The sequence below is a fragment of the Flavobacterium sp. N1719 genome (assembly GCF_025947045.1).
GTDB classification, from domain to species: Bacteria; Bacteroidota; Bacteroidia; order Flavobacteriales; family Flavobacteriaceae; genus Flavobacterium; species Flavobacterium stagni.
In genome coordinates this window covers 1,555,043-1,579,786 of sequence record NZ_CP109993.1, presented here as the reverse complement: position 1 = coordinate 1,579,786, position 24,744 = coordinate 1,555,043, and the positions used below count along the sequence as shown (strand labels likewise).

Sequence of the window (24,744 nt, the reverse complement as noted above, 5' to 3'; positions counted from 1 at the left end):
GATTTTGAGTGCGCAATTTACGAATATTATAAATTTTTACCGCATGGTGTTAATTGAATTAATATTAACATTTAAGGCATTATTTTTGAAGTTATTCACAAAAAGAAAACCATGAAACGTATCCTCTTACTCGCAACGGCTGTTTACACCTTAAGTTCCTGTGCCGAAATGCAACAAATTGCCAACAGTTTACCCCAAGTCGCTAACCAAAATCAGTTGGATATTGCCGGCGGATTGAAAGAAGCTTTGAATAATGGAATTTCCAAACAGGTAGTGAAATTAACCGCTTTGGACGGGTTTTATAAAAATGAGATGGTCAAAATTCTAATGCCCGAAGAATTGCAGAAAGTGGACCAAACGCTGCGAAAGGTCGGACTCTCCAGTCTCGCCGATGATGGGATTAAAATGTTGAATCGTGCGGCTGAAGATGCGGTAAAAGAAGCGACGCCCATATTTGTGGATGCGGTAAAAAAAATGACCATTACTGATGCTAAAAACATTTTAATGGGCAACGAAAGTGCGGCAACCACCTATTTGCAATCCTCAACTTCAACGGCTTTGTATGCCAAATTTAATCCGGTTATTAAAACTTCGTTTGCAAAAGTTGGTGCGGATAAAATTTGGACCCAAATCATTACCAAATACAACAGTTTACCATTGGTCAAAAAGGTGAATCCCGATTTAACCGATTACACCACCAACAAAGCCATGGACGGTGTATTCAAAATGATTGCTGTGGAGGAAAAAAACATTCGTACCAATTTGGGTTCGCGCACCTCAACCCTACTCCAACAAGTGTTTGCGTTACAAGATCGTCGCTAACTGTTAAAATTGATTTAAAATTTTAAAAATCAATAACATAGAAATAACAATCTATTAACAAAGACCTACCGATTTATGTCGGATATTTGTATCGAAATAATGATTTATTATTTTGTTTGGTTTAGGTTAGTTAGAAAAAAAAGCCGGTAGTCTTTGTGATCACCGGCCTTTTTTTATGCTAATAATTTTGCCATTTCTTGTTGTAATTTCAGGGCTTCTTCTCGCGCCTTTTCGGCAAAATCCACTTCCGATGCGGCATATATAATACCGCGTGATGAATTCACTAATAAGCCTACTGAATCGTTTTTACCGTAATGCCAAACTTCTTCCAAGCTTCCGCCTTGGGCACCCACACCAGGCACCAATAAAAATGAATCGGGAATTATTTGGCGAATTTCCGCAAGATATTCGGCTTTGGTAGCACCAACCACATACATCAGTTGTTGACTATTTTTCCAACCTTTCGAAGTTGCGATTACCTTTTTATATAATTCTTGATTGTCGTAAGTCAGTGTTTGGAAATCAAAAGCCCCTTCATTGGAAGTTAGTGCCAATAAAATAGTATGCTTTCCCTCGAATTCTAAAAACGGCTCCACCGAATCTTTTCCCATATAAGGCGCAACGGTCACCGAATCAAACGCCATATCTTCAAAAAAAGCTTTAGCATAGCGTCCAGATGTATTTCCGATATCCCCACGTTTGGCATCGGCGATCGTAAATTGTTCAGGATAGTTTTGATTCAAATAGTCGATAGTTTTTTGGAGGGCCATCCAGCCTTTTACCCCATAGGCTTCATAAAAGGCCGTATTGGGTTTATACGACACACATAAATCGTGTGTAGCATCAATAATTGCTTTATTAAATTCAAAAATAGGATCTTCGGAAGTTAATAAATGGACCGGAATTTTTTCCAAATCGACATCCAAACCAATGCATAAGAACGATTTTTTGGTTTGAATTTGCTGAATTAATTGTGTTGTGGTCATGTAGTTTTGTTGTGTGGGTAAAGGTACTTTTTCCAGCGCGAATCCACAAATTGATTTTTCCATGGGTTTACCTTAAAATACAGAACAGGATTCGAAAAATTACTCACTCCTTTCCAACGGAGTGTTTATAATCTTTCAGTTTAAGGAATCAATAGGAAATGTAAACGTTGTAAAAAGAAAACTTGTCATTCATGACGGTTTGATTTTTTTACAAAAAACCCGAACTGTTGTCCGGGTTAGCATATTAAAAAACTTCGCTTTCTTTTAATTTTTCGGTATTAGCCACCAACTGAAGTTCGTCAATGAACTTTTGAATATTGCCATTCAATACCCCATCCATATCAAAAACATCCATCCCAATGCGGTGATCGGTTACACGTCCTTGTGGAAAATTATAGGTTCGGATTTTTGCAGAACGGTCACCTGAACTTACTTGAGAATTTCGCTTCTTCGCATCTTCCTCTTGTTTTTTGGCTAATTCCATTTCATACAAACGCGAACGCAATACCGTTAAGGCTTTGTCTTTATTTTTATGTTGCGACTTTTCATCTTGACATTGAGCTACCAATCCGGTTGGAATGTGGGTCATACGTACAGCCGACTTGGTCGTATTTACCGACTGACCTCCAGGACCCGAGGAACAGAAAAAGTCAATTCGCACATCATTCATATCGATTTGTACATCAAACTCTTCAGCTTCAGGCAACACCATTACGGTAGCCGCTGAAGTATGCACGCGACCTTGGGTTTCCGTTTTCGGTACGCGCTGTACACGATGAACACCGGCTTCAAATTTTAGCGTACCATATACATCTTCACCTGAAACTTCAAAAATAACTTCTTTAAAACCACCCGAAGTTCCTTCATTGAAATCTACGGTAGAGGTTCGCCATCCTTTATTTTCACAATATTTCGTATACATTCGGTACAAATCTCCAGCAAACAAAGAAGCTTCATCACCTCCCGTTCCAGCACGAATTTCGACCATCACGTTTTTCGCATCTTCAGGATCTTTAGGAATCAACATAAATTTGATTTCCTCTTCCAATTGTGGTAAACGTTCTTTGGCTTCTTCCAATTGCATTTTGGCCATTTCGACCATTTCTGCATCGGAACCGTCGGCTAAAATTTCATTGGCTTCATTGAGATTATCAGTTAAACGAACGTACTCGTCACGTTTTTCCACCAATGCCTTCAGGTTTTTGTACTCCTGATTTAGCTGCACATACCGTTTTTGATCGGCGATAACATCCGGCTGAATAATCAAGTCGGACACCTCGTCAAATCGTTGTTTTACATATTGTAAACGCTCTAACATAGTTTGATACTCCTTTTTTTGGACTGCAAAAATACAATAAAATGTGATTTTTCTAGTAATTATTTTAGGCCCATCATTCCGACTACGTTTCCCTTTTCGTATAAAATTTGTAGTATTGTAAAAAATATGCGTCGTTTTCTAGTTATATTCATAATTGCACTGGCCATTTCAAGTTGTTCCCATAAGGAACCTAACATGGCATGGTTGGAAGGCTCTTGGAGAAACACATCAAAATCGATGGATTTTAACGAAAATTGGAAGCGGCTGGATGACGAACATTTGACGGCTGAAAGTTTTATTTTAGTCAAAAAAGATACGGTTTTTTATGAGCGAATCATTTTAACAAAAACGACCCAAGGTTGGGATTACACCGTTTCGGTTCGCGATCAAAACAAAGAATTACCCGTTACATTTGCTTCTACACTCTTGAGCGATGGCCTTCTTATTTTTGAAAATAAACAACATGATTTCCCCAATCGGATTGAGTATAAAAAAATCACGGAAGACAGTCTTGTAGCCACTATCTTTGGAACACAAAAAGGAAAACCAATTTCTGAAGTTTTCCCTATGAAAAAAATGCAACCATGAAAAAAATAATTTTATCGATACTTGCACTTGGCTTTATCGCTATTTCTTGTAAAAAATACGACACTTTTGGTAACGAAATTCGGTTTGTAGAATTGAACAAAGCAGCTTTTTTAGAAGGCAATTGGGAAGTTCAAGATTCGTTGGGTGTGCTCCAGCTGCAATGGAAAACGGAGAATGACAGTACGTTTTCAGGAACTTCTTATTTTATTCAAGGAGAGAAAAAAGACACTTTGCATCGCGAAACTATCGAATTACAACAACGCGACGAACATTTGTTTTATACCACTTCAGTTCAAGGAGAAAAAGGAGATACGCCCATCACCTTTCAACTAACCAAAGATGCAGACAGTTTGGCTGTGTTCGAAAATCCTAAAAATGATTATCCCTCCAAAATTGAATTCCGACTTCAAAAAGACGGCAAAATCAAACAAACGGAAAGTGGAACGGTTCTAAAAAAACCAAAAACTCAACAATATCTTTGGACGAAATCCAATACCAAATCAGAAAATTAATACTAAAAAGGGACCGTATGAGTCCCTTTTTCTTTGCACAATACATTCATTTTCTTCACTTTAAAATTATTATTTAAATTTAGTCTAAATAAGTTTTGAAAATTAAAAACGAGACTTTACATTTGCATCGTCTTATTTTTAATTATTCTAAATAAATGAAAACATATCTCCCAAAACTACTCGTTACACTTTTTACTTTTAGCTTTTGTCATGCACAATATAGCGATACTCCTAAAGGGAAAGAAAAAGATACCATCAAAAACAAAACAGCCATTCAATTGGATGAAGTGTTGGTTCAAAAAAATCCGTTTAAAATTCAGCCAACCCTTACCCGTAGTACGATTAAAGTCATGGATTTACCCCAAAACGTACAAACTATTGACAAATCGGTTATCTACCAACAACAAGCTGTTCGATTAAGTGATGTCATTAAAAACGTCAACGGCGCGTATGTGGGTTCGGCCCGCGGTGGAGCACAAGAATCGTTTTGGTCTAGAGGCTACGACTTGAGTGCGAACAATATTTTTAAAAATGGGTTTCGCGTAAGCAGTGGATCAATTCCCGAAGTAATTTCCTTGGAACGGGTCGAATTCTTAAAAGGGAATTCTGCCTTATTGTTTGGAAATGTGATTCCAGGCGGTGTGGTCAATTTGGTTACTAAAACACCCCAATTCAAATTTGGCGGCGAAGCTAGTTTTCAAGCAGGAAGTTATGATTTTTACAAACCCTCATTGGATATTTATGGACCAATTTCCAAATCCCTTGCCTACCGACTGAACACTTCCTATGAAAATTCGAAGAGTTTCCGTGATGTGGTGCAACGCGAACGTATTTATGTGAATCCGTCACTTCTTTACAAAATCAATTCCAAAATGGAACTCAACGTTAATGCTGATTATCTAGCAGACGATTGGACACCCGATTTTGGTACGGCGATCATCGGAAAAACGATTGTTGATTTACCTAGAAATCTTTATTTGGGTGGAAAATGGTCCAATGGAACCACCAAACAAACGACAGCTTCAGTATTTTTCAAATACCAAATCCGAGAGAAATGGACGTTAAACGCGAACAGTTCGTACCAGAAATACTATCGTTTTTGGACCGGTACCGACCGCATCCAACCCGCTGCTAACGGCGATTGGTCGCGTCCACTTGGCCAACAAGAAAACAGTGAACGTATTTACGGGGAGCAATTCTTTATCAATGGAGAATTTACCACAGGAAAATTGAAACATCAATTGACTTCGGGTGCCGATTTTGAAAATGCATTTACCGAAACTTTTACGTTTACTTTTCCAACGGGTGCTACCACCTATGGTTCAGGTAATATTTATGATTTTGCCAATTTCAATCAAGGAACGGGTCCGATCCCTTCAGCCACCGCAACTCGTTTGGTAGAAAACACGACCAATCGTTTCGGCATCTATGCCCAAGATTTAATTTCCTTACCTAAATATTTCAAAGTATTTTTAGGAGTACGCTGGTCATGGCAAGAAGCCAACATTTGGAACCACAATTCGTATGCAACAGATCCAAATGCGCAAATCAAAGATCCTGTGCGAATTGACAAAGCCTTTTCACCCAAAGTAGGTTTGATTTTTCAACCCGACAACAAGACGTCATTTTTTGCGAGCTACTCCAATTCCTTCACACCCAATACAGGTTTGACACCCGAAGGAAATGTGGTAAAACCTTCCATAATTACGCAATATGAAGCCGGATTCAAACGGGAATTCATTAAGGAAAAACTGAACATGAACTTTGCCATTTATAGCATTGTTAATGATAATTTTGTACAAACAGCTCCATTTGTCAACGGACTTCCCAACACCAATACAAACTACAAAATTCAGAGTGGTGAAACTGTAAGTAAAGGATTTGAATTTGACTTTTCTGCTTACCCGTTAAAGGGTTGGACAATGATGGCCGGATTTAGTTATAACGACATGCGCTTTACCAAAACTGAAGCAGGAGTAGGTAATTTTGTGGAAGGCGATCGTTTAACCCGAACACCTTACCAAACCGCCAATTTCAGTACTTTCTATAAAATTCCGAATGGAAAATTAAAAGGAGTCACTTTTGGAGCTATGGCTTTCTATATGGGAAGTCGTCTAGGCGGTTGGAATAACGATTACATCTTACAAAGCGGCAATTTGGTAGTTCGCGATCGGGTTATTCCGTTAAGCGACTATACCACAGTAGATTTATCTGCGGGTTATGATTGGAAAAAGTTTTCTCTTTTGGTAAAAGTATCCAACATTACCAACGCGTTGAATTATACCGTACACGAAAATTACAGTGTCAATCCGATTGCGCCACGACAAGTGATGGCCACCTTGAAATACAAAATTTAATACGTTAACTATGAATCAAACAAAAATTAGAGGATTACACCGGGATTTGGGGTATTTCTACATTGGTTTAATTATTTCCTTTGCTTTTTCGGGTATTATGATGAACCATCGCGAACATTGGCATCCTGAAAAATACACGACTACATCCACACCTTTAACGGTGATTCTACCTCAAAATGAAGACGAAATTTCAGAAGATTTTGTCAAAAATCTCGGCAAAAAACTGGGGATTGAAGATGAAGTTAGACGCCACAAAGTGAAAGAAGGAAAACTCCGCGTTGCCTTTGAAAAGCATGAATTGGAGGTGGATTTAAAGTCGGGCAAAGGCGAACTCGAAGCTTTTGAAAAAACCCCCATCATCAGTCATGTGATGAAATTACACAAAAGCACCTCCAATTTTTGGATTTACTACAGTGATATTTTTGGATTGTCATTGATTACTATAGCCATTACCGGTGCCATTATGATTCCGGCTGGTAAATTTACATTCAAGCGCAGAGGTTGGAAACTCGCCCTCGCTGGATTACTTTTCCCTTTATTGTTCCTTATTGTTTTAGGTTAAAAAAAGAAGCTCCCTTGTAAATTACAAGGGAGCTTTTTTATTATTTCACCGGAATATTCGCTAAAATTTCTAGTAAATACTTCCAGAATTTTTGTGACGAAGAAATGCTCGCACGCTCATCCGGACTGTGCGCACCGTGAATTGTAGGTCCGAAAGATATCATATCCATTTTAGGATAATTGGTTCCTAAAATCCCACATTCTAACCCGGCGTGACACGCTACAACATTGGGTTTTGCCCCATTTTGTTTTTCGTAGATATCAACCAATACTTTCAAAATCTCTGAATTGACATTGGGTGTCCAACCTGGATAACTTCCTCCGAAATTCACTTCACAGCCAATTAATTCAAAAGCGGAACGCAAAGCATTTGCCAAATCAAATTTTGATGTTTCTACTGAAGAGCGGGTCAAACATTGAATCGTGATTTGACCTTCTTTCACTATAACACGAGCAATATTGTTTGAAGTTTCCACTAAATCTGCCATGTCTGCACTCATGCGATATACGCCGTTATGCGCGGCATAAATAGCGCGTAGTAAGCCTTCTTGCACACCCAAATCCATAATTTTTGTAGGCAATTCCGATTTTTCAATGATTATTTGTAAGTTGGGTTCAGTCGTTTTGAACTCGGCTTTAATGTCGTTGATGACTTCTTGCATTTCAAATTCGAAAACTTCGTCATACATTGAAGCAATGATTACTTTGGCAACACTTTCACGTGGAATGGCATTGCGCAAACTTCCCCCGTTAATTTCTGCGATTTGCAACCCGAAGTTTTCAAATCCGTCAAACAACAAACGGTTCATAATTTTGTTGGCATTACCTAATCCTTTATGAATATCCATTCCGGAGTGGCCACCGTTTAACCCTTTTACAGTTATGGTATATCCAGTCGAACCATCGGGCACTTCGTCTTCATTGTAAACACGAGTAGCTGTTACATCAACTCCACCGGCACAACCAATATCGATCTCATCGTCTTCTTCGGTATCGAGATTTAACAAAATCTCACCCTGAAGAATGCCGCCTTTCAAATTTAAAGCTCCGGTCATACCGGTTTCTTCATCGATGGTAAAAAGGGCTTCAATTGCAGGATGCGGAATATCTTTACTTTCTAAAATAGCCATGATAGCTGCTACTCCTAAACCGTTGTCGGCTCCTAAAGTAGTTCCTTTAGCACGCACCCAATCGCCGTCCACATACATTTGAATGCCTTGGGTATCAAAATCAAAATCGGTGTCATTATTTTTTTGGTGCACCATATCCAAATGTGCTTGCATCACAATCGGCTTACGGTTTTCCATGCCCGGAGTGGCTGGTTTTCGGATGAAGACATTACGAATTTCATCTTCAAACGTTTCTAATCCTAAACTGTTTCCGAAATTTTTCATGAATTCGATTACACGCTCTTCTTTTTTGGAAGGACGCGGCACCGCATTTAAATCGGAAAATTTATTCCAAAGCGCTTTCGGCTCCAGATTTCTTACTTCTTGACTCATGGTAATGTATTTAATTCGTGTCGTTTTAGTTGGTCGAAAAACGAAGGTCAAAGTTACAAAGAATGTTGGGTGCAAAAAGGCTTTCCCGTACATTTACCTAAAAATAATAAAGGTGAAGAAAAATCCATATTGCGGTTGGATCAGTTTGGGCATACAAATTCTGTTGGTGCAATGGATTGCGTTGTATCCTGAAACCGTTGAGCGACTTTATAGCACTGGTTTTTACCGTTGGTGGGATGCTGTTATTCGCGGATTTTCCGCATACTTTACTTTTTCTATTGGTGATGTTTGCTATGGGATTCTTTTACTCTCAGGAATCGTTTCGCTTTTACGTTGGAAAAAAACAACAGGTAAAGAAAAAATGCGTCGGTTGGGGACTTTTCTCGCGGGCTTTTATTTTTTCTTTCAAGTCAGTTGGGGATTGAATTACTACCGCTTACCCTTGGCTGAAAAATGGCATTTGGAACCCCAATACACCGCTGTTGAATTGCGGGAATTCACAGAAAAATTGGTTGAAAAAACCAATGCTATTCAACTTCTGATTACCAAAAATCCGAAACAGAAAGTGGTGGTTCCGTATTCGGAGACCGAACTTTTATCCAAAGGAACTGAAGGGTATAAAGCGTTGGCACAAATTCATCCTGAAATCCGCTACGGCGTTCGCTCGGTGAAGTCGAGTTTATGGAAAAGTCCGTTGTCATATATGGGTTTCTCCGGCTATTTGAATCCGTTTACCCATGAAGCACAAGTCAATACCTTGATGCCCAAGTACACCCAAAGCAATGTGATTTGTCATGAAATGGCCCATCAAACCGGATTAGCCAGTGAAAGTGAATGCAATTTTATTGGATTCTTAGCGGGTTACCACCATCCTGATTTGTATTTCCAATACAGTGCTTGTACGGCTGCTTTGAAATATTGCATGAATGCGTTGGCGCAACAAGACCCAGAGGCATTTGATCAATTAAAAGTAAAAATCCATGCCGGCGTTTTGGACAATTTTAAAGAAAGTGAGCAATTCTGGAACCAATACGACACCTTTATAGACAAAGGGTTTCACAGTTTCTATGATCGTTTTCTCAAAATCAATCAACAAAAAGACGGCATGGAAGGATATAGTAAGTTTGTGGGGTTGTTGATATCCTACAAACTATAGAACAAATGATTATTTATTTAAACTATACATGAAAGAAAGTGATAATGTAGAGAATGGAGTATTTAAAAACTGATAATCTGAAGTTAAATTTCTTTTAAATTCATAATTGACTTCTACAAATGTTCGCTTAAAAAATTGCAATCCTAAACCTAATCCTAAACCAATTTCATTATTTAAATTAAATTTTGAAGGCATAGTTTTAGAGTAGCTATCTTTACTAACCATTTCAAAAACACCTAAACCGTTTACATAAATATTATAATTCTTGTGTATTTCAAAATATTTTCTAATTCCTAAAATAAATCGAACACTTGAACATTTTAATTCTGTTTCAATTGTTTGGATAGGTGAAAAATTTCCGTAAATAATTTGATCTGAATTCATTTTAACCGAATGATAAGATGTAACTAAAAAAAAGCTAAGCGCATTTTTCACCTTTAACTCTGCTTCAAATCCAATTTCTGGAACAAACTTAGAAGAAAATTCAGACTTACTATAAGGGTTTTGGACAGCACTTTTATCAGAATAAAGACTACTTGCACTAATCATACTAAATCCAATCCTCGGTTTTATAAAAAATTTTATTGGAGAAGTTGATTTTCTTTCGGTGGTATTCATTTCAACTCGACCTCCAAAAACTAAATTGTATTTTTTAAACAAATCAACCATTTCATTTTTGGTGTAAGCCACTTTAAACACATCTTGATCTGAAAATCCAGCATCCACCATAATATTTAACAACTCTTGTTTATAAAATTCATTTTTTAGGATATATGATTTAGATTCACCTCCCATATATTCTTTATAATCTAGAAGTTCTGGAGTTTCCATTCCTTCTTTTAAATAATAAAATTGGAGATTATTATTATCAACTAAACCTAATAATGTTAATTTTCCTTTCTCCATCACTTCTAGGAAAACATCTTTATTGACTAAATCTAAATTTTTATAAGCCGTTAATTCACTTTGCCTTTTTGAAGAGGTTTCAACTTTAACATTATACTTTTTGTAAACAATTACATTAGTTATTGCAATTTCTGAAAGACCATAACAATCAATAGTATTTATAGTCCCTTTATCCTGCAATCGATAAGTTAAATTTCCGTCCGGACTTTCATTGATAATGTCTGTAGTAATTAAGCATTCGGTTTTATTCCCTGATTTATCAATAAAATATCCTTGCTTAAAATTTTGTGCTGATACAGTAAAAAAAAGTAAAAGAGCATTGAATAAAAAAAAGTGTTTCATAAAAATAAAATAATTTGGTTTATAAATTACAATTCATCTGTGGTAAATGTACTAAAACTTTTCTTTTTAAACGGCCTTACAATTAATCTTCCTTCGCGATCAAAGCGAATGTAATTGTATACCCAATTCATAAAGACAACGGCTTTATTCTTAAATCCGATGAGTGAGAATAAATGCACCAACATCCACACCACCCAAGCGAAGAACCCGTTGAAATGGTATTTGGGTAAGTCGACTACGGCCAAATTACGCCCAATAGTGGCCATCGAACCTTTGTCGTTGTACACGAAAGGCTCAGGCATTTTCCCTTGTAGGATCTTGGGTAGATTTTTACCAAGAAGTGCACCCTGTTGCATGGCCGGTTGCGCCATCATGGGATGTCCTTGCGGAAAATCGGGAGTTTCCATGGAAGCAATGTCGCCAATAGCAAATATATTTTCGAAACCAATTACTTGATTGTAGGCATTCACCCGAATGCGATTGACCTGACTCACCAAACTTGAAGCGGGTAAACCAGCAGGACAAGCCCCTTGAACGCCCGCGGTCCAAATTACGGTTGCTGTTTCAAATTGGGTACCGACATTGGTAGTCACTGTGCGCCCATCATAACTTTGTACCCGCATGTTTTTCCAGACATTTACACCCAAGCTTTTTAAAAAAGCTTCAGATGCAGCTGAAGATTTCTCGCTCATGGTATTCAATACGCGATCACCACTTTGAATCAAATGAATTTGCATTTTTTGGATGTCCAAATCGGGATAGTCTTTTTGTAAAATAGCGCGTTTCATTTCGGCTAACGCACCCGCTAATTCTACGCCTGTGGGTCCGGCACCAACCAATACAAAATTCATGAGTGCATTGCGCTCACTCGTGTCATTGGACAAAACGGCTTGTTCAAAATTTTCCAAAATCAAACTGCGGATATTGAGCGATTGCGGTATGGTTTTCATGGACATGGCGTTGCGCTCGATTTCTTTATTACCAAAATAATTGGTTTTCGAACCTGTGGCGATAACGAGGTAATCGTAGTGTAAATCGCCAATCTCGGAAATGATTTTTTGGTTTTGGGTATCGATTTCTTTCACCGTTGTGAGTCGGAAATAAAAGTCGGGAAACCCTTGAATGACTTTCCGTAAAGGGTACGCAATGGAACCGGCTTCGAGTCCGCCCGTCGCTACTTGATACAGCAAGGGTTGGAACGTATGGTAATTGTGTTTATCGATTAAAACGACTTGTAGATTTTGTCGGTTGAGTTGTTTGGCAAGTGTTATTCCGGCGAAACCGCCACCGATAATGACGACGCGTTGCTTTGTGGAATTGGGAATATTCATAGGGTTGAAAAATTATACTCAAATTTACGAAGAATCGCAGGGAGTTGTCGTTAAATCGGACTTAAAAAATTGGCACTTGATGATTAGACCCGGTGGAAGCAAGCTACCCCGCCGTAGCCGTTAGGCAGGCGTGTAGCGCGGACGACGGGAAGGCAATTGATTGAAGAAAAAACGGCTGCTCCCAATAAAAAAAGAAGTATCTTGTAACAAAATTAGACCGACTCGGACTAACACGGCATGAGTGATTCATTAGAAAAATCCTTTGTAAAGCAGTTGACGGACAATCAAAACATTGTCCACAAAATTTGTCGTTTGTATACCAACAACGAGGATGCGCACAATGATTTGTTTCAAGAAATCACGATTCAGCTTTGGAAAGCCTTTCCAAAATTCAGGGGTGAAGCCAAATTTTCTACCTGGGCCTATCGGGTGGCGTTGAATACTGCGATTACGTTGTATCGCAAAAACACGCGAACGGTGGCAACGGTTGATTTTGAAAAAGCGAGTTATTTTATCAAACAAGAGGATTACAATCCGGAAGAAGAAGAACAACTCAAGCTCATGTACCAGGCCATTCACCAGCTGAACGACATTGAAAAAGCCTTGATCTTTATGTATTTGGAGGACAAAGACTACACTGAAATCTCGGAAACTTTGGGGATTAGTGAAGTCAATGCCCGTGTGAAAATGAACCGAATCAAAGGAAAATTAAAAAAAATATTAAACCCGTAAGTAGCCATGGAAGAATTGGATTTACTGAAAAAAGATTGGAATAAAAACAACCCGTTTCCGCAGTTGCAGGAAATGGATATCTATAAAATGCTCCATAAGAAATCGTCCTCTATTGTGAAGTGGATTTTGATTATTAGTATTTTGGAAGTTACCTTGTGGACGGCTATTAGCTTTTGTTTTAATACCGATGAGTATTTGATTAAGAATCACTCGGAATTTATGATTCCGTATTTCAAAGTATTGACGGTTGTCAACTTTATCGTGACTGCCGTTTTTATCTATTTGTTTTATAAAAATTACCGAACGATTTCCGCCACTAACGCCACCAAAAAATTGATGGCCGATATTGTGCGTACGCGTCGCACTGTAAAATACTATGTGGGTTACAATTTGGGGATGATGGTGTTGAGTGCCATTTCTGGTTTTGTCATGGCCATTATGGTGAATCCAAAAATTCAAGAATTGTCACACAATACCAAAGCGATGGTGATTGCAGTGATCATTATGATTGTTTTCTTGTTGATCTTTTTTGGGGTCGCTGCCTTGTTTTACTACTTGATTTATGGTACGTTGATGAAGCGTTTGTATCGCAATTACAACGAACTTAAAAAAATTGATTTGTAATGAAAAAAGTTTTTGCAGTTGTCGGTATTCTTTTGGGAGTAATCGCGGGAGCGCAAACGCCCAAAACGCTTTTGTGGAAAATTTCGGGAAACGGTTTACAAGCGCCTTCTTATCTTTTTGGCACGATACACATGACTTGTGATGCCACATTGAAATCCAAAGTGCTTCAGGCGTTGGACAATACGGAGCAATTGTGTCTTGAATTGGATATGGATGATTCCCAAATGCAATTGGAGGTATTGAAGCACATGTACATGAAAAACAATGTTCGTTTGGATTCCTTATTAACTCCGGATGAGTTTAAAAGTTTGGATGTTTATTTGAAAAAGAATTTGGGAATGTCGGCTAAAATGTTGAATCGTGTGCAGCCGTTATTTATAACATCCATGTTGTATCCAAAACTTTTAGCCTGTACATCACAATCTATAGAATCGGCTTTGATGCAAGTGAGTAAAGCACAAAGTGAAGAGGTGATTGGACTGGAATCGGTAGAGGAGCAAATGAATGCCTTTAATGCGATTCCTTACAAAGATCAAGTGAAGGATTTATATGCTATGAGTCAGAAAAATACAGAACTTGACAAAGCGGAAACCGACAAACTAACGAAGTTATACCAGGAAGAAGACATTGAGGGACTTTACCACTATATGAATGAGGTTGAAAATAAAACCTATGCCAAATTTGAAGACGATTTATTGGTCAAACGCAACAAAAACTGGCAAGAGCGCATTCCCAAAATAATTCAGGCCAAAACTACTTTCATCGGAGTTGGCGCAGCGCATTTGGGTGGTAAAAATGGGGTGATTCAATTATTAAAAGAGCTGGGATACAAAGTCGAACCCGTACTGTAAGTTACCAACGGCGCAATTCATTTAATTTTTCTTGCTCTTCCAATACAGCGGTCGGAATCACTTTTAGAAACGAAGGATGTTGTTCAATGGCATATTCGATTTTTTCCACAATAGAGTCAATGGACTCGTTATCGTAATCAATTTCCAATGGTTCTTTGATAATAAACGATTGAAGAATATTCTTTTTCTTGATACGAAGCCCTTTTTTATCAAACGAGCGTCGGAAACCATCAATCACAATGGGCACAACAATGGGTTTGTGTGTTTTAATAATATGAGCTGTCCCTTTACGTACAGGTTTGAACGATTTCGTGGTACCTTGTGGAAAGGTAATCACCCACCCATCTTCCAAGGCTTTCATGATGTTTTCCGTATCGTTGGGATTAACGGCTTTTTTTTCACAAATGTCTTTACCGCCAGCTCGCCAAGTTCGTTCAACAGTTATCGCTCCGGCATAAGCTAAAATTTTAGGAAGCAAACCCGATTTCATTGTCTCACTTGCCGCCACATAATAAATATTCAATTTGGGTTGCCATAGATAGCCCACATTCTTGATGTTATCCTGTCGCCCACTCAGACTCGCATTGAATACGTGAAACATGGCCACCACATCGGCAAAATAAGTTTGGTGATTGGAAATAAAAAGTACGTTAGTATCGGGCAATTGACGAATGATTTCAGAGCCCTCGATTTGGAGTTCGTTGAACCCCCGATAGCGGCGATGCGTCAATGTACCGGCGATCCGGATTAACCATTTTTTTAAAAATAAAATATGTCCAAAAGGATTGCGTTTCAATAGTCCCATATCATTTTTCCAAGGGGTCTAAAGATACCAAAAATTGAAGATTACACCAATTTTTTAAGACTCTCTTTCAGTTCGCTTAACATCATTGCCGTGGCACCCCACACAATTTTCCCTTCCAATTCAAAAGCAGGAACAAGGATATCCGTGGCATACGAAGTGGTCAAGGTGGTTTGCGTTACGTTGGAGTCATCGAGTAATTGGGCCAAGGGAACTTCTAAAATATCCGAAACTTCTTCAATTTGCAAGACAAATTTGGGTCGCTCTGTGGTATAGGCTAAAAACGGTGCCACTAAAAAATTACTGGGCGGAATAAAGACTTCGGTATAAGCTTTAATAAATTCCACTCCCGAAGGATGTACACCCACCTCCTCCCAAGCTTCTCGCAAAGCGGTTTGCAATAATGTGGCGTCTTCTTGTTCGACCTTCCCTCCCGGAAATGCCATTTGCGAAGAATGCACACCGGGGTAACTGTTGCGCTGAATCAAAACAAAATAAGTAGTCTCTTTATGGGGATAGCACAGCATGAGGACAGCGGCTTTGCGGGCATTTTTGACATCATAACCCGCTTGCAGTTCTAATTTGCGAATTTCAGGTACTATTTTCTCATGGGCAGCAGTCGCTGGTAAGTCATCGTGCTGCAATTGAGGTAATAAAGAAAGAAAACGTTGAAATTCCATAGCTGCGTAATAATTTCTAAATTTACCAAAAAAAAACTGCATGTACAGCAAAGAAGAAAAACAACAATTGAAACGTGAATTTTGGTCCCAATTTTCGGAAAATTATCCGAGAAAGTGGCTATTGTACGACACGCAAATTAAAGATGTTGCTTTTAAATTCTTTGTGGATACAAAAAGTGCGCGGGTTCAATTGGATATCGAACCTAAAGATGAGGAAAAGCGTAAAATTTACTACGAAAAGATAGAATCGTTGCGCACCTTATTACATGAGGAGCATGTTGCGGATGCTCAATTTGCACGACATTTGGACTTAGAAAATGGAAAAACAATTAGTCGGATTTGGGTTGAAATGGAGGGTGTGAACATGAACCGTCGTGAAGATTGGCCACGAATTCATGCTTTTTTTGCGATAAAAATGGCTGCTTTTGAAGAGTTCTTTATGGAATACGAAGATTACATTCGCGATCTTGACTTAAACACCTAAATAAACTTAGAATTTAGATTTTAGAATTTAGATTTCAGAGTTTAGATTTCAGAGTTTAGATTTCAGAGTTTAGAGTTTAGAATCTAACATTCATAATTTAAAATTCCTAATTTTTTTAGCGTGCCCCTCCGGGTCGGGCTATCCGTTGCAAGTCCGCGCTCCGTTGCACTGCGCTGTGGGCTTTTCACTAATATCCCTCACGCGGGTGAGTGCGTTTATCAACATTTTTTTTACCTGCTAATGAACAGGCACTACGAATCATTTATCATTTATAATTCATAATTCATTCCGCCGCACGGATAAAAAAAATGAGGCCCTTCAAATTGAAGGGCCTCACTAAAAGAAGGCGGCGACATACTCTCCCACAGTTATGCAGTACCATCTGCGCAGTCGGGCTTAACTTCTCTGTTCGGAATGGGAAGAGGTGAGCCCCGACGCAATAACCACCTTAAGTTGTGGCTTTGAGCTAATCGGATTAGCTAAAGCGCGTATTGCTACGCTTATATTTTAACATACTAAGATAAGATAAAAGAACAAAGCTGACCCGTCCCGATTGCTCGGGACGGTATCGATACATAAGCTTACGGGTTATTAGTACTACTCGGCTATGACATTACTGCCTTTACACCTATAGCCTATCAACGTGGTCATCTTCCACGACCCTTAAAAGAAATCTCATCTTGTGGTGGGTTTCGCGCTTATATGCTTTCAGCGCTTATCCCTTCCCGACGTAGCTACTCTGCGGTGCCCCTGGCGAGACAACAGATACACTAGAGGTCAGTCCAATTCGGTCCTCTCGTACTAGAATCAGATCCACTCAAATTTCTAACGCCCGCAGTAGATAGAGACCGAACTGTCTCACGACGTTCTGAACCCAGCTCGCGTGCCACTTTAATGGGCGAACAGCCCAACCCTTGGGACCTTCTCCAGCCCCAGGATGTGACGAGCCGACATCGAGGTGCCAAACCCCCCCGTCGATATGAGCTCTTGGGGGAGATCAGCCTGTTATCCCCGGCGTACCTTTTATCCTTTGAGCGATGGCCCTTCCATGCGGAACCACCGGATCACTATGCTCTACTTTCGTACCTGATCGACCTGTATGTCTCTCAGTCAAGCTCCCTTATGCCATTGCACTCTACGCACGGTTACCAAGCGTGCTGAGGGAACCTTTAGAAGCCTCCGTTACTCTTTTGGAGGCGACCACCCCAGTCAAACTACCCACCAAGCAATGTCCCCCGCAATACGGGGTTAGGCCTCAGATAAGCAAAGGGTGGTATTTCAACAATGACTCCCCGAATCCTGGCGAACCCGGTTCATAGTCTCCCACCTATCCTACACATCACTTATCCAAGGTCAATACTAAGCTATAGTAAAGGTGCACAGGGTCTTTTCGTCCCACTGCGGGTAATCGGCATCTTCACCGATACTACAATTTCACCGAGCTCATGGCTGAGACAGTGTCCAGATCGTTACACCATTCGTGCAGGTCGGAACTTACCCGACAAGGAATTTCGCTACCTTAGGACCGTTATAGTTACGGCCGCCGTTTACTGGGGCTTCAATTCAATGCTTCTCCGAAGATAACATCTCCTCTTAACCTTCCAGCACCGGGCAGGTGTCAGGCCCTATACTTCATCTTACGATTTTGCAGAGCCCTGTGTTTTTGATAAACAGTCGCCTGGACCTTTTTACTGCGGCCAGCATTGCTGCTGGCGACCTTTCTCCCGAAGTTACAGGTCTATTTTGCCTAATTCCTTAGCCATGAATCTCTCGAGCACCTTAGGATTCTCTCCTCGACTACCTGTGTCGGTTTACGGTACGGGTACTTATAATCTAAGTTTAGAGGTTTTTCTTGGAAGCCCTTAGGTACACTATCACTTTGTCCGAAGACGCCGTGTACTATCGTATTTCACCAGTCCCTGCGCATTTAACTACAAGGCCTTTAGTTACGTACTTTAACCAACTATTCCGTCAGTTGGCGGTACTTTCATCACTCCGTCACCCCATCACAATTATAAGTAGTACGGGAATATTAACCCGTTATCCATCGACTACTCCTTTCGGATTCGCCTTAGGCCCCGACTAACCCTCAGCTGATTAGCATAGCTGAGGAAACCTTAGTCTTACGGTGTGCGGGTTTCTCGCCCGCATTATCGTTACTTATGCCTACATTTTCTTTTCTAACCAGTCCAGCATAGCTCACGCTACACCTTCGGCCCTGTTAGAATGCTCCCCTACCACAGAATATTCTGTCCATAGCTTCGGTAGTATACTTATGCCCGATTATTATCCATGCTCGTCCGCTCGACTAGTGAGCTGTTACGCACTCTTTAAATGAATGGCTGCTTCCAAGCCAACATCCTAGCTGTCAATGCAGACAAACCGCGTTTGTTCAACTTAGCATACATTTGGGGACCTTAGCTGATGGTCTGGGTTCTTTCCCTCTCGGACATGGACCTTAGCACCCATGCCCTCACTGCTGATTATATTATATAGCATTCGGAGTTTGTCAGGAATTGGTAGGCGGTGAAGCCCCCGCATCCAATCAGTAGCTCTACCTCTATATAACTCAACATCAGCGCTGCACCTAAATGCATTTCGGGGAGTACGAGCTATTTCCGAGTTTGATTGGCCTTTCACCCCTACCCACAGGTCATCCGAAGACTTTTCAACGTCAACCGGTTCGGACCTCCACTATGTGTTACCACAGCTTCATCCTGCCCATGGGTAGATCACACGGTTTCGCGTCTACCACTACTGACTCAAGCGCCCTATTCAGACTCGCTTTCGCTACGGATCCATACCTGAAGTACTTATCCTTGCCAGCAACGGTAACTCGTAGGCTCATTATGCAAAAGGCACGCCGTCACCCCTCTAAAGGGCTCCGACCGCTTGTAAGCGTATGGTTTCAGGTTCTATTTCACTCCGTTATTCACGGTTCTTTTCACCTTTCCTTCACAGTACTGGTTCACTATCGGTCTCTCAGGAGTATTTAGCCTTACCGGATGGTCCCGGCAAATTCAGACAGGGTTTCACGTGCCCCGCCCTACTCAGGATACCACTATCAATAACTTCCCTTACCTGTACAGGACTATCACCTTGTATCGTCTACCTTTCCAGGTAGTTCCAGTTCAGTTAGCATCAAATCTCGTGGTCCTACAACCCCAAAATTGCCGTAACAACTTTGGTTTGGGCTCCTACGCTTTCGCTCGCCACTACTCACGCAATCACTATTGTTTTCTTCTCCTCCGCCTACTTAGATGTTTCAGTTCAGCGGGTTCGCCCTCCTATCGGAGTAATACATCTTCAATGTATTGGGTTGCCCCATTCGGATATCTGCGGATCAACTCGTGTGTGCCAATCCCCGCAGCTTTTCGCAGCTTATCACGTCCTTCATCGCCTCTGAGAGCCTAGGCATCCCCCATACGCCCTTATTTTGCTTATGTATGTTGGTGCTTACTATAATTAGCAAGCGCCTGTGCTTTCTACTTTGTTTGTATTTTATCTTATCCCAATATGTCAATGAACTTTTATTAATTTGAAAATTTAATGATTTGAGAATTTGAAAATGAATCTTCAAATCTTCAAATTGATTAATCTTCAAATCAATTCGTGGAGAATATCGGAGTCGAACCGATGACCTCCTGCGTGCAAGGCAGGCGCTCTAGCCAGCTGAGCTAATCCCCCGTTTTCCAGTGTTCAGTTAACAGTTTTCAGTTAACAGTACTTCAAACGGTTACTCAACCTCTAGAATTTCCTTTTTAAGCATTTCAGTAGTCCCGGGCAGACTCGAACTGCCGACCCCTACATTATCAGTGTAGTACTCTAACCAGCTGAGCTACGAGACTCTGTAATTATGCTTATCTTTTTTTTTGAACTAACAGCGAGAGTAATACTAATCTCTTTTCCTAAAATCAATTCCCCTTTAACGTCTCTAGAAAGGAGGTGTTCCAGCCGCACCTTCCGGTACGGCTACCTTGTTACGACTTAGCCCCAGTCACTAGTTTTACCCTAGGCAGCTCCTTACGGTCACCGACTTCAGGTACCCCCAGCTTCCATGGCTTGACGGGCGGTGTGTACAAGGCCCGGGAACGTATTCACCGGATCATGGCTGATATCCGATTACTAGCGATTCCAGCTTCACGGAGTCGAGTTGCAGACTCCGATCCGAACTGAGAACGGTTTTATAGATTCGCTCCTACTTGCGTAGTGGCTGCTCTCTGTACCGTCCATTGTAGCACGTGTGTAGCCCAAGGCGTAAGGGCCGTGATGATTTGACGTCATCCCCACCTTCCTCACAGTTTACACTGGCAGTCTTGTTAGAGTTCCCGACATGACTCGCTGGCAACTAACAACAGGGGTTGCGCTCGTTATAGGACTTAACCTGACACCTCACGGCACGAGCTGACGACAACCATGCAGCACCTTGAAAAACGTCCGAAGAAATATCTGTTTCCAAATACGTCGTTTCCCATTTAAGCCTTGGTAAGGTTCCTCGCGTATCATCGAATTAAACCACATGCTCCACCGCTTGTGCGGGCCCCCGTCAATTCCTTTGAGTTTCAAACTTGCGTTCGTACTCCCCAGGTGGGATACTTATCACTTTCGCTTAGTCACTCAGATTGCTCCAAACAACTAGTATCCATCGTTTACGGCGTGGACTACCAGGGTATCTAATCCTGTTCGCTCCCCACGCTTTCGTCCATCAGCGTCAATCAACTGTTAGTAACCTGCCTTCGCAATTGGTATTCCATGTAATATCTAAGCATTTCACCGCTACACTACATATTCTAGTTACTTCACAGTAATTCAAGTCTAACAGTATCAATGGCAGTTTGATCGTTGAGCGACCAGATTTCACCACTGACTTATTAAACCGCCTACGGACCCTTTAAACCCAATGATTCCGGATAACGCTTGGATCCTCCGTATTACCGCGGCTGCTGGCACGGAGTTAGCCGATCCTTATTCTTACGGTACCGTCAGGCTCCTACACGTAGGAGTGTTTCTTCCCGTACAAAAGCAGTTTACAATCCATAGGACCGTCTTCCTGCACGCGGCATGGCTGGTTCAGACTTGCGTCCATTGACCAATATTCCTCACTGCTGCCTCCCGTAGGAGTCTGGTCCGTGTCTCAGTACCAGTGTGGGGGATCTCCCTCTCAGGACCCCTACCCATCATCGTCTTGGTAAGCCGTTACCTTACCAACTAACTAATGGGACGCATGCTCATCTTTTACCGTTGGAACTTTAATATACCAAACATGCGAATGATATATACTATGAGGTATTAATCCAAATTTCTCTGGGCTATCCCTCTGTAAAAGGTAGATTGCATACGCGTTACGCACCCGTGCGCCGGTCTCAAAGGAGCAAGCTCCTTCTACCCCTCGACTTGCATGTGTTAGGCCTGCCGCTAGCGTTCATCCTGAGCCAGGATCAAACTCTTCATCGTAGATTTTTGATTTTTTTTGACTCGGGTTCTAGCTTAATTCTAATCGATTCAATTAGCCTTACTCTCTCTTATTTTGCTGTCAATCCAATATGTCTATGAACTTGTCTTCTCTTATTCAACCAACCTCTCTCGGTTAGCGGGTGCAAAAGTAAAACTCTTTTTTTAATTAGCAAATACTTTCGCAATTTTTTTTCGAAATCTTTTACCTCAATCCCGAACCCCAATTCTTCCGTTTTGGGAGTGCAAATATAGAAACCTATTCCCTCTTATTCCAAATTTAAAATCACCTTTTTTTTATCTTTTTTTCTATCGGCTTGTTTCCAACTACTTACACCGCCACTTTTTTCTACCCAATACCGCAAAACAACCCTTCTATGGGCTTATTCGCTGCTTTTAGCCTGCAATTCCTTGGAAAAATTCACTTGGAAAAAGTGCCTTTTGTTCATAACCCTGATTTTTTCGAGAAATTAAATCTGAAAAAAAAGCGAACTTCTTCACTCGGTTGCCTAAAAAACGGCTTTATAAATTGGCATTTCCCACTTTAGCCCCGATCGAAGCGGCATCCTGACCATGGCCTCAAGCCATGGGCAGATACAGCGAAGAGCGGGAAGGTAATTCATTAGTACAATAAATGGGGGCTCCAAGAAAAGAAAAAACACTACCTATTATATATATGTAGAAAATCGTTTGGGCGAACCTATATATAATAGGTGTATTTTTTGTGGTGCAACCGCAATCTGTTATATTTGCAGTCCATTAAAAACTAAGGAATGATTAAGATTACTTTACCAGACGGTTCGATTAAAGAGTTTTCCTCGGGCGTGACTCCGATGGATGTTGCTAAAAGTATAAGTGAAGGATTGGCGCGAAATGTGATTTCGGCTTCCTTTAATGGCACCACGGTGGAAACCGAAACCCCATTAACCAAGGACGGCGGATTGGTATTGTACACCTGGAATGACTTAGAAGGCAAAAAAGCCTTTTGGCATTCAACCTCACACGTTATGGCGCAAGCGTTACAAGAAATCTATCCGGGTATTAAATTGACATTAGGACCTGCGATTGATAATGGCTTCTATTATGACGTGGATTTCATGGAGCACAAAATAACAGATGCGGATTTCAAGAAAATCGAAGATCGTGTTTTGGAGATTGCGCGTGAGAAACACGAATTCAAAATGCGTTCCGTTTCAAAAGCAGAGGCTTTAGCCGTATATAAAGACAACGAATACAAAACCGAATTGATTTCCAATTTGGAAGACGGCACAATTACGTTTTGTGACCACTCAAACTTCTTTGACTTGTGTCGCGGCGGTCATATTCCGAATACCGGCTTAATCAAAGCGATGAAAATCATGAGTGTAGCGGGTGCGTATTGGCGTGGCGATGAAAAGAACAAGCAATTAACTCGTGTGTACGGTATTTCGTTCCCGAAACAAAAAGACTTGACCGAGTACTTGGAGTTGTTGGAAGAAGCCAAACGTCGTGACCACCGCAAATTAGGGAAAGAGTTGGAATTGTTTGCTTTTTCACAAAAAGTGGGTCAGGGCCTACCGTTATGGCTACCCAAAGGAGCCGCTTTACGCGATCGTTTGGAGCAGTTTTTAAAACGTGCGCAGAAAAAAGCGGGCTACGAACAAGTGGTCACTCCACATATTGGTCAAAAAGAATTGTATGTGACTTCAGGTCACTATGCAAAATACGGTGCCGATAGTTTCCAACCCATTCATACTCCAGCAGAGGGCGAAGAGTTTTTGTTAAAACCCATGAATTGTCCGCACCACTGTGAAATTTACAACACCAAACCCTGGTCATATAAAGATTTACCCAAGCGTTATGCTGAATTTGGTACCGTTTACCGTTACGAGCAATCGGGCGAATTGCATGGTTTGACCCGTGTACGCGGTTTTACACAAGACGATGCACATATTTTCTGTACACCAGAACAATTGGATACGGAGTTTAAAAAAGTAATCGACTTGGTGCTTTATGTATTCGGTTCATTAGGCTTTGAAAATTTCACCGCACAAGTTTCTGTTCGCGACTTGGACAACCCTGACAAATACATCGGAAGTGTTGAAAATTGGGAAAAAGCAGAAAATGCGATCATCAATGCAGCCCGCGATAAAGGATTGAATTATGTCATTGAAAGTGGCGAAGCAGCCTTCTACGGTCCGAAACTTGACTTCATGGTAAAAGACGCCTTGGGTCGCAGCTGGCAGTTGGGAACAATCCAAGTAGATTACAATTTACCGGAGCGTTTCGAACTAACTTACAAAGGGTCAGACGATAAGTTACACCGCCCTGTGATGATTCACCGTGCGCCATTCGGTTCGATGGAACGTTTTATTGCGATTTTGCTCGAACATACGGCTGGAAACTTCCCATTGTGGTTGATGCCCGAACAAGCTATCATCCTGTCTTTGAGTGAGAAATATGAAAATTATGCGCAAAAAGTTTTAAGTTTGCTAGAAAATAGCGAAATTCGCGCCCTAATTGACAACCGCAACGAAACAATTGGCAAGAAAATCCGTGAAGCGGAGATGCAAAAAATGCCGTTTATGTTGATTGTGGGAGAAGAAGAAGAGAAAAACGGAACTGTTTCTGTACGCCGCCACGGCCAAGAAGGCAAAGGCAATAGCACGATGTCGATTGAAGATTTTGTGGCTTTGGTACAAGAAGAAATTGGAAAGTCGTTAAAATCATTTGAAGTATAACCCCTGGAAACAGGATAAA

The 24,744-nt window shown here is 40.7% G+C and carries 18 protein-coding genes, 2 tRNA genes and 3 rRNA genes; 11 read left to right on the top strand and 12 right to left on the bottom strand.

The genetic code is table 11. The annotated features are described in order from the left end of the window. Window positions 1–111 precede the first annotated feature (111 nt). A complete protein-coding gene (locus tag OLM45_RS06725; RefSeq protein ID WP_129460716.1) occupies window positions 112–822 on the top strand; it encodes a DUF4197 domain-containing protein in 711 nt (236 codons plus the stop codon). A gap of 173 nt (window positions 823–995) precedes the next feature. On the opposite strand, the gene pyrF is transcribed toward OLM45_RS06725, so the two are convergent. Both pyrF and prfA read right to left on the bottom strand, forming a co-directional pair. Beyond that, complete coding sequence (gene pyrF / locus OLM45_RS06720) at window positions 996–1,808, bottom strand: orotidine-5'-phosphate decarboxylase (protein ID WP_264512942.1); 813 nt, start codon at window positions 1,806–1,808, stop codon at window positions 996–998. A gap of 244 nt (window positions 1,809–2,052) precedes the next feature. Further along, the gene (gene prfA / locus OLM45_RS06715; protein WP_264509237.1) at window positions 2,053–3,126 is read right to left on the bottom strand and encodes a peptide chain release factor 1; all 1,074 of its coding nucleotides are present in this window, start codon (window positions 3,124–3,126) and stop codon (window positions 2,053–2,055) included. Between the two features lie 126 nt (window positions 3,127–3,252). Between prfA and OLM45_RS06710 the strand changes: the two genes are divergently transcribed. From OLM45_RS06710 to OLM45_RS06695, 4 genes are all read left to right on the top strand, one after another. Then, window positions 3,253–3,714 carry a DUF6265 family protein gene (locus OLM45_RS06710; RefSeq protein ID WP_264509236.1) on the top strand — a complete coding sequence of 154 codons (462 nt, stop codon included), beginning with the start codon at window positions 3,253–3,255 and terminating at the stop codon, window positions 3,712–3,714. Then, the gene (locus OLM45_RS06705; RefSeq protein WP_264509235.1) at window positions 3,711–4,226 is read left to right on the top strand and encodes a DUF6265 family protein; all 516 of its coding nucleotides are present in this window, start codon (window positions 3,711–3,713) and stop codon (window positions 4,224–4,226) included. Before OLM45_RS06710 ends, OLM45_RS06705 begins: the two co-directional genes overlap by 4 nt. A 155-nt stretch (window positions 4,227–4,381) precedes the next feature. Then, a complete protein-coding gene (locus OLM45_RS06700; RefSeq protein ID WP_264509234.1) occupies window positions 4,382–6,583 on the top strand; it encodes a TonB-dependent siderophore receptor in 2,202 nt (733 codons plus the stop codon). 10 nt (window positions 6,584–6,593) lie between these two features. Continuing rightward, window positions 6,594–7,145, top strand: coding sequence for a PepSY-associated TM helix domain-containing protein (locus OLM45_RS06695; RefSeq protein ID WP_264509233.1), 552 nt, complete (start codon window positions 6,594–6,596; stop codon window positions 7,143–7,145). A gap of 40 nt (window positions 7,146–7,185) precedes the next feature. Here OLM45_RS06695 and OLM45_RS06690 read toward each other — a convergent pair whose 3' ends face one another. Further along, a complete protein-coding gene (locus OLM45_RS06690; protein ID WP_264509232.1) occupies window positions 7,186–8,646 on the bottom strand; it encodes an aminoacyl-histidine dipeptidase in 1,461 nt (486 codons plus the stop codon). A gap of 112 nt (window positions 8,647–8,758) precedes the next feature. Between OLM45_RS06690 and OLM45_RS06685 the strand changes: the two genes are divergently transcribed. Next, on the top strand, window positions 8,759–9,802 hold the full coding sequence (locus OLM45_RS06685; RefSeq protein ID WP_264509231.1) for a DUF3810 domain-containing protein: 1,044 nt from the start codon (window positions 8,759–8,761) through the stop codon (window positions 9,800–9,802). A gap of 9 nt (window positions 9,803–9,811) precedes the next feature. On the opposite strand, the gene OLM45_RS06680 is transcribed toward OLM45_RS06685, so the two are convergent. Further along, entirely contained in the window at window positions 9,812–11,050 is a 1,239-nt protein-coding gene (locus OLM45_RS06680; RefSeq protein WP_264509230.1) for a hypothetical protein, read from the bottom strand. Window positions 11,051–11,076: 26 nt separating this feature from the next. Beyond that, the gene (locus tag OLM45_RS06675) at window positions 11,077–12,381 is read right to left on the bottom strand and encodes an NAD(P)/FAD-dependent oxidoreductase (protein WP_264509229.1); all 1,305 of its coding nucleotides are present in this window, start codon (window positions 12,379–12,381) and stop codon (window positions 11,077–11,079) included. A gap of 237 nt (window positions 12,382–12,618) precedes the next feature. Between OLM45_RS06675 and OLM45_RS06670 the strand changes: the two genes are divergently transcribed. Genes OLM45_RS06670 through OLM45_RS06660 form a run of 3 tightly spaced genes read left to right on the top strand, consistent with a single transcriptional unit; the run spans window position 12,619 to window position 14,588 of the window. Continuing rightward, complete coding sequence (locus OLM45_RS06670) at window positions 12,619–13,113, top strand: RNA polymerase sigma factor (protein WP_129460698.1); 495 nt, start codon at window positions 12,619–12,621, stop codon at window positions 13,111–13,113. A gap of 6 nt (window positions 13,114–13,119) precedes the next feature. Then, window positions 13,120–13,737, top strand: coding sequence for a hypothetical protein (locus OLM45_RS06665; protein WP_264509227.1), 618 nt, complete (start codon window positions 13,120–13,122; stop codon window positions 13,735–13,737). Then, window positions 13,737–14,588, top strand: a complete 852-nt coding sequence (locus OLM45_RS06660) for a TraB/GumN family protein (protein ID WP_264509225.1) — start codon at window positions 13,737–13,739, stop codon at window positions 14,586–14,588. The genes OLM45_RS06665 and OLM45_RS06660 overlap by 1 nt, the downstream gene beginning before the upstream one ends. Window position 14,589: 1 nt before the next feature. Here OLM45_RS06660 and OLM45_RS06655 read toward each other — a convergent pair whose 3' ends face one another. Continuing rightward, window positions 14,590–15,393, bottom strand: coding sequence for a lysophospholipid acyltransferase family protein (locus OLM45_RS06655; protein ID WP_129460695.1), 804 nt, complete (start codon window positions 15,391–15,393; stop codon window positions 14,590–14,592). Window positions 15,394–15,434: 41 nt separating this feature from the next. Beyond that, on the bottom strand, window positions 15,435–16,070 hold the full coding sequence (locus OLM45_RS06650) for an NUDIX hydrolase (RefSeq protein ID WP_264509223.1): 636 nt from the start codon (window positions 16,068–16,070) through the stop codon (window positions 15,435–15,437). Between the two features lie 40 nt (window positions 16,071–16,110). Between OLM45_RS06650 and OLM45_RS06645 the strand changes: the two genes are divergently transcribed. Next, window positions 16,111–16,554 (top strand): DUF4268 domain-containing protein, encoded by a 444-nt coding sequence (locus OLM45_RS06645; protein ID WP_264509222.1) that lies wholly within the window; start codon window positions 16,111–16,113, stop codon window positions 16,552–16,554. A gap of 341 nt (window positions 16,555–16,895) precedes the next feature. On the opposite strand, the gene rrf is transcribed toward OLM45_RS06645, so the two are convergent. The 5 genes from rrf to OLM45_RS06620 all read right to left on the bottom strand — a co-directional run bounded on the left by rrf (window position 16,896) and on the right by OLM45_RS06620 (window position 22,008). Then, window positions 16,896–17,005: ribosomal RNA gene (gene rrf, locus OLM45_RS06640) — 5S ribosomal RNA — on the bottom strand. A gap of 120 nt (window positions 17,006–17,125) precedes the next feature. After that, a 23S ribosomal RNA gene (locus tag OLM45_RS06635) occupies window positions 17,126–20,000 on the bottom strand. A 167-nt stretch (window positions 20,001–20,167) separates the two neighbouring features. Next, a tRNA-Ala gene (locus OLM45_RS06630) sits at window positions 20,168–20,241 on the bottom strand. A gap of 87 nt (window positions 20,242–20,328) precedes the next feature. Beyond that, window positions 20,329–20,402, bottom strand: a tRNA-Ile gene (locus OLM45_RS06625). Between the two features lie 90 nt (window positions 20,403–20,492). Continuing rightward, window positions 20,493–22,008, bottom strand: a 16S ribosomal RNA gene (locus tag OLM45_RS06620). The 16S, 23S and 5S rRNA genes sit together here with 2 tRNA genes alongside, the layout of an rRNA operon. A 770-nt stretch (window positions 22,009–22,778) precedes the next feature. On the opposite strand from OLM45_RS06620, the gene thrS reads away from it, so the two are divergent. Continuing rightward, on the top strand, window positions 22,779–24,725 hold the full coding sequence (thrS, locus tag OLM45_RS06615; protein ID WP_264509221.1) for a threonine--tRNA ligase: 1,947 nt from the start codon (window positions 22,779–22,781) through the stop codon (window positions 24,723–24,725). The last annotated feature ends 19 nt before the right edge of the window (window positions 24,726–24,744 follow it).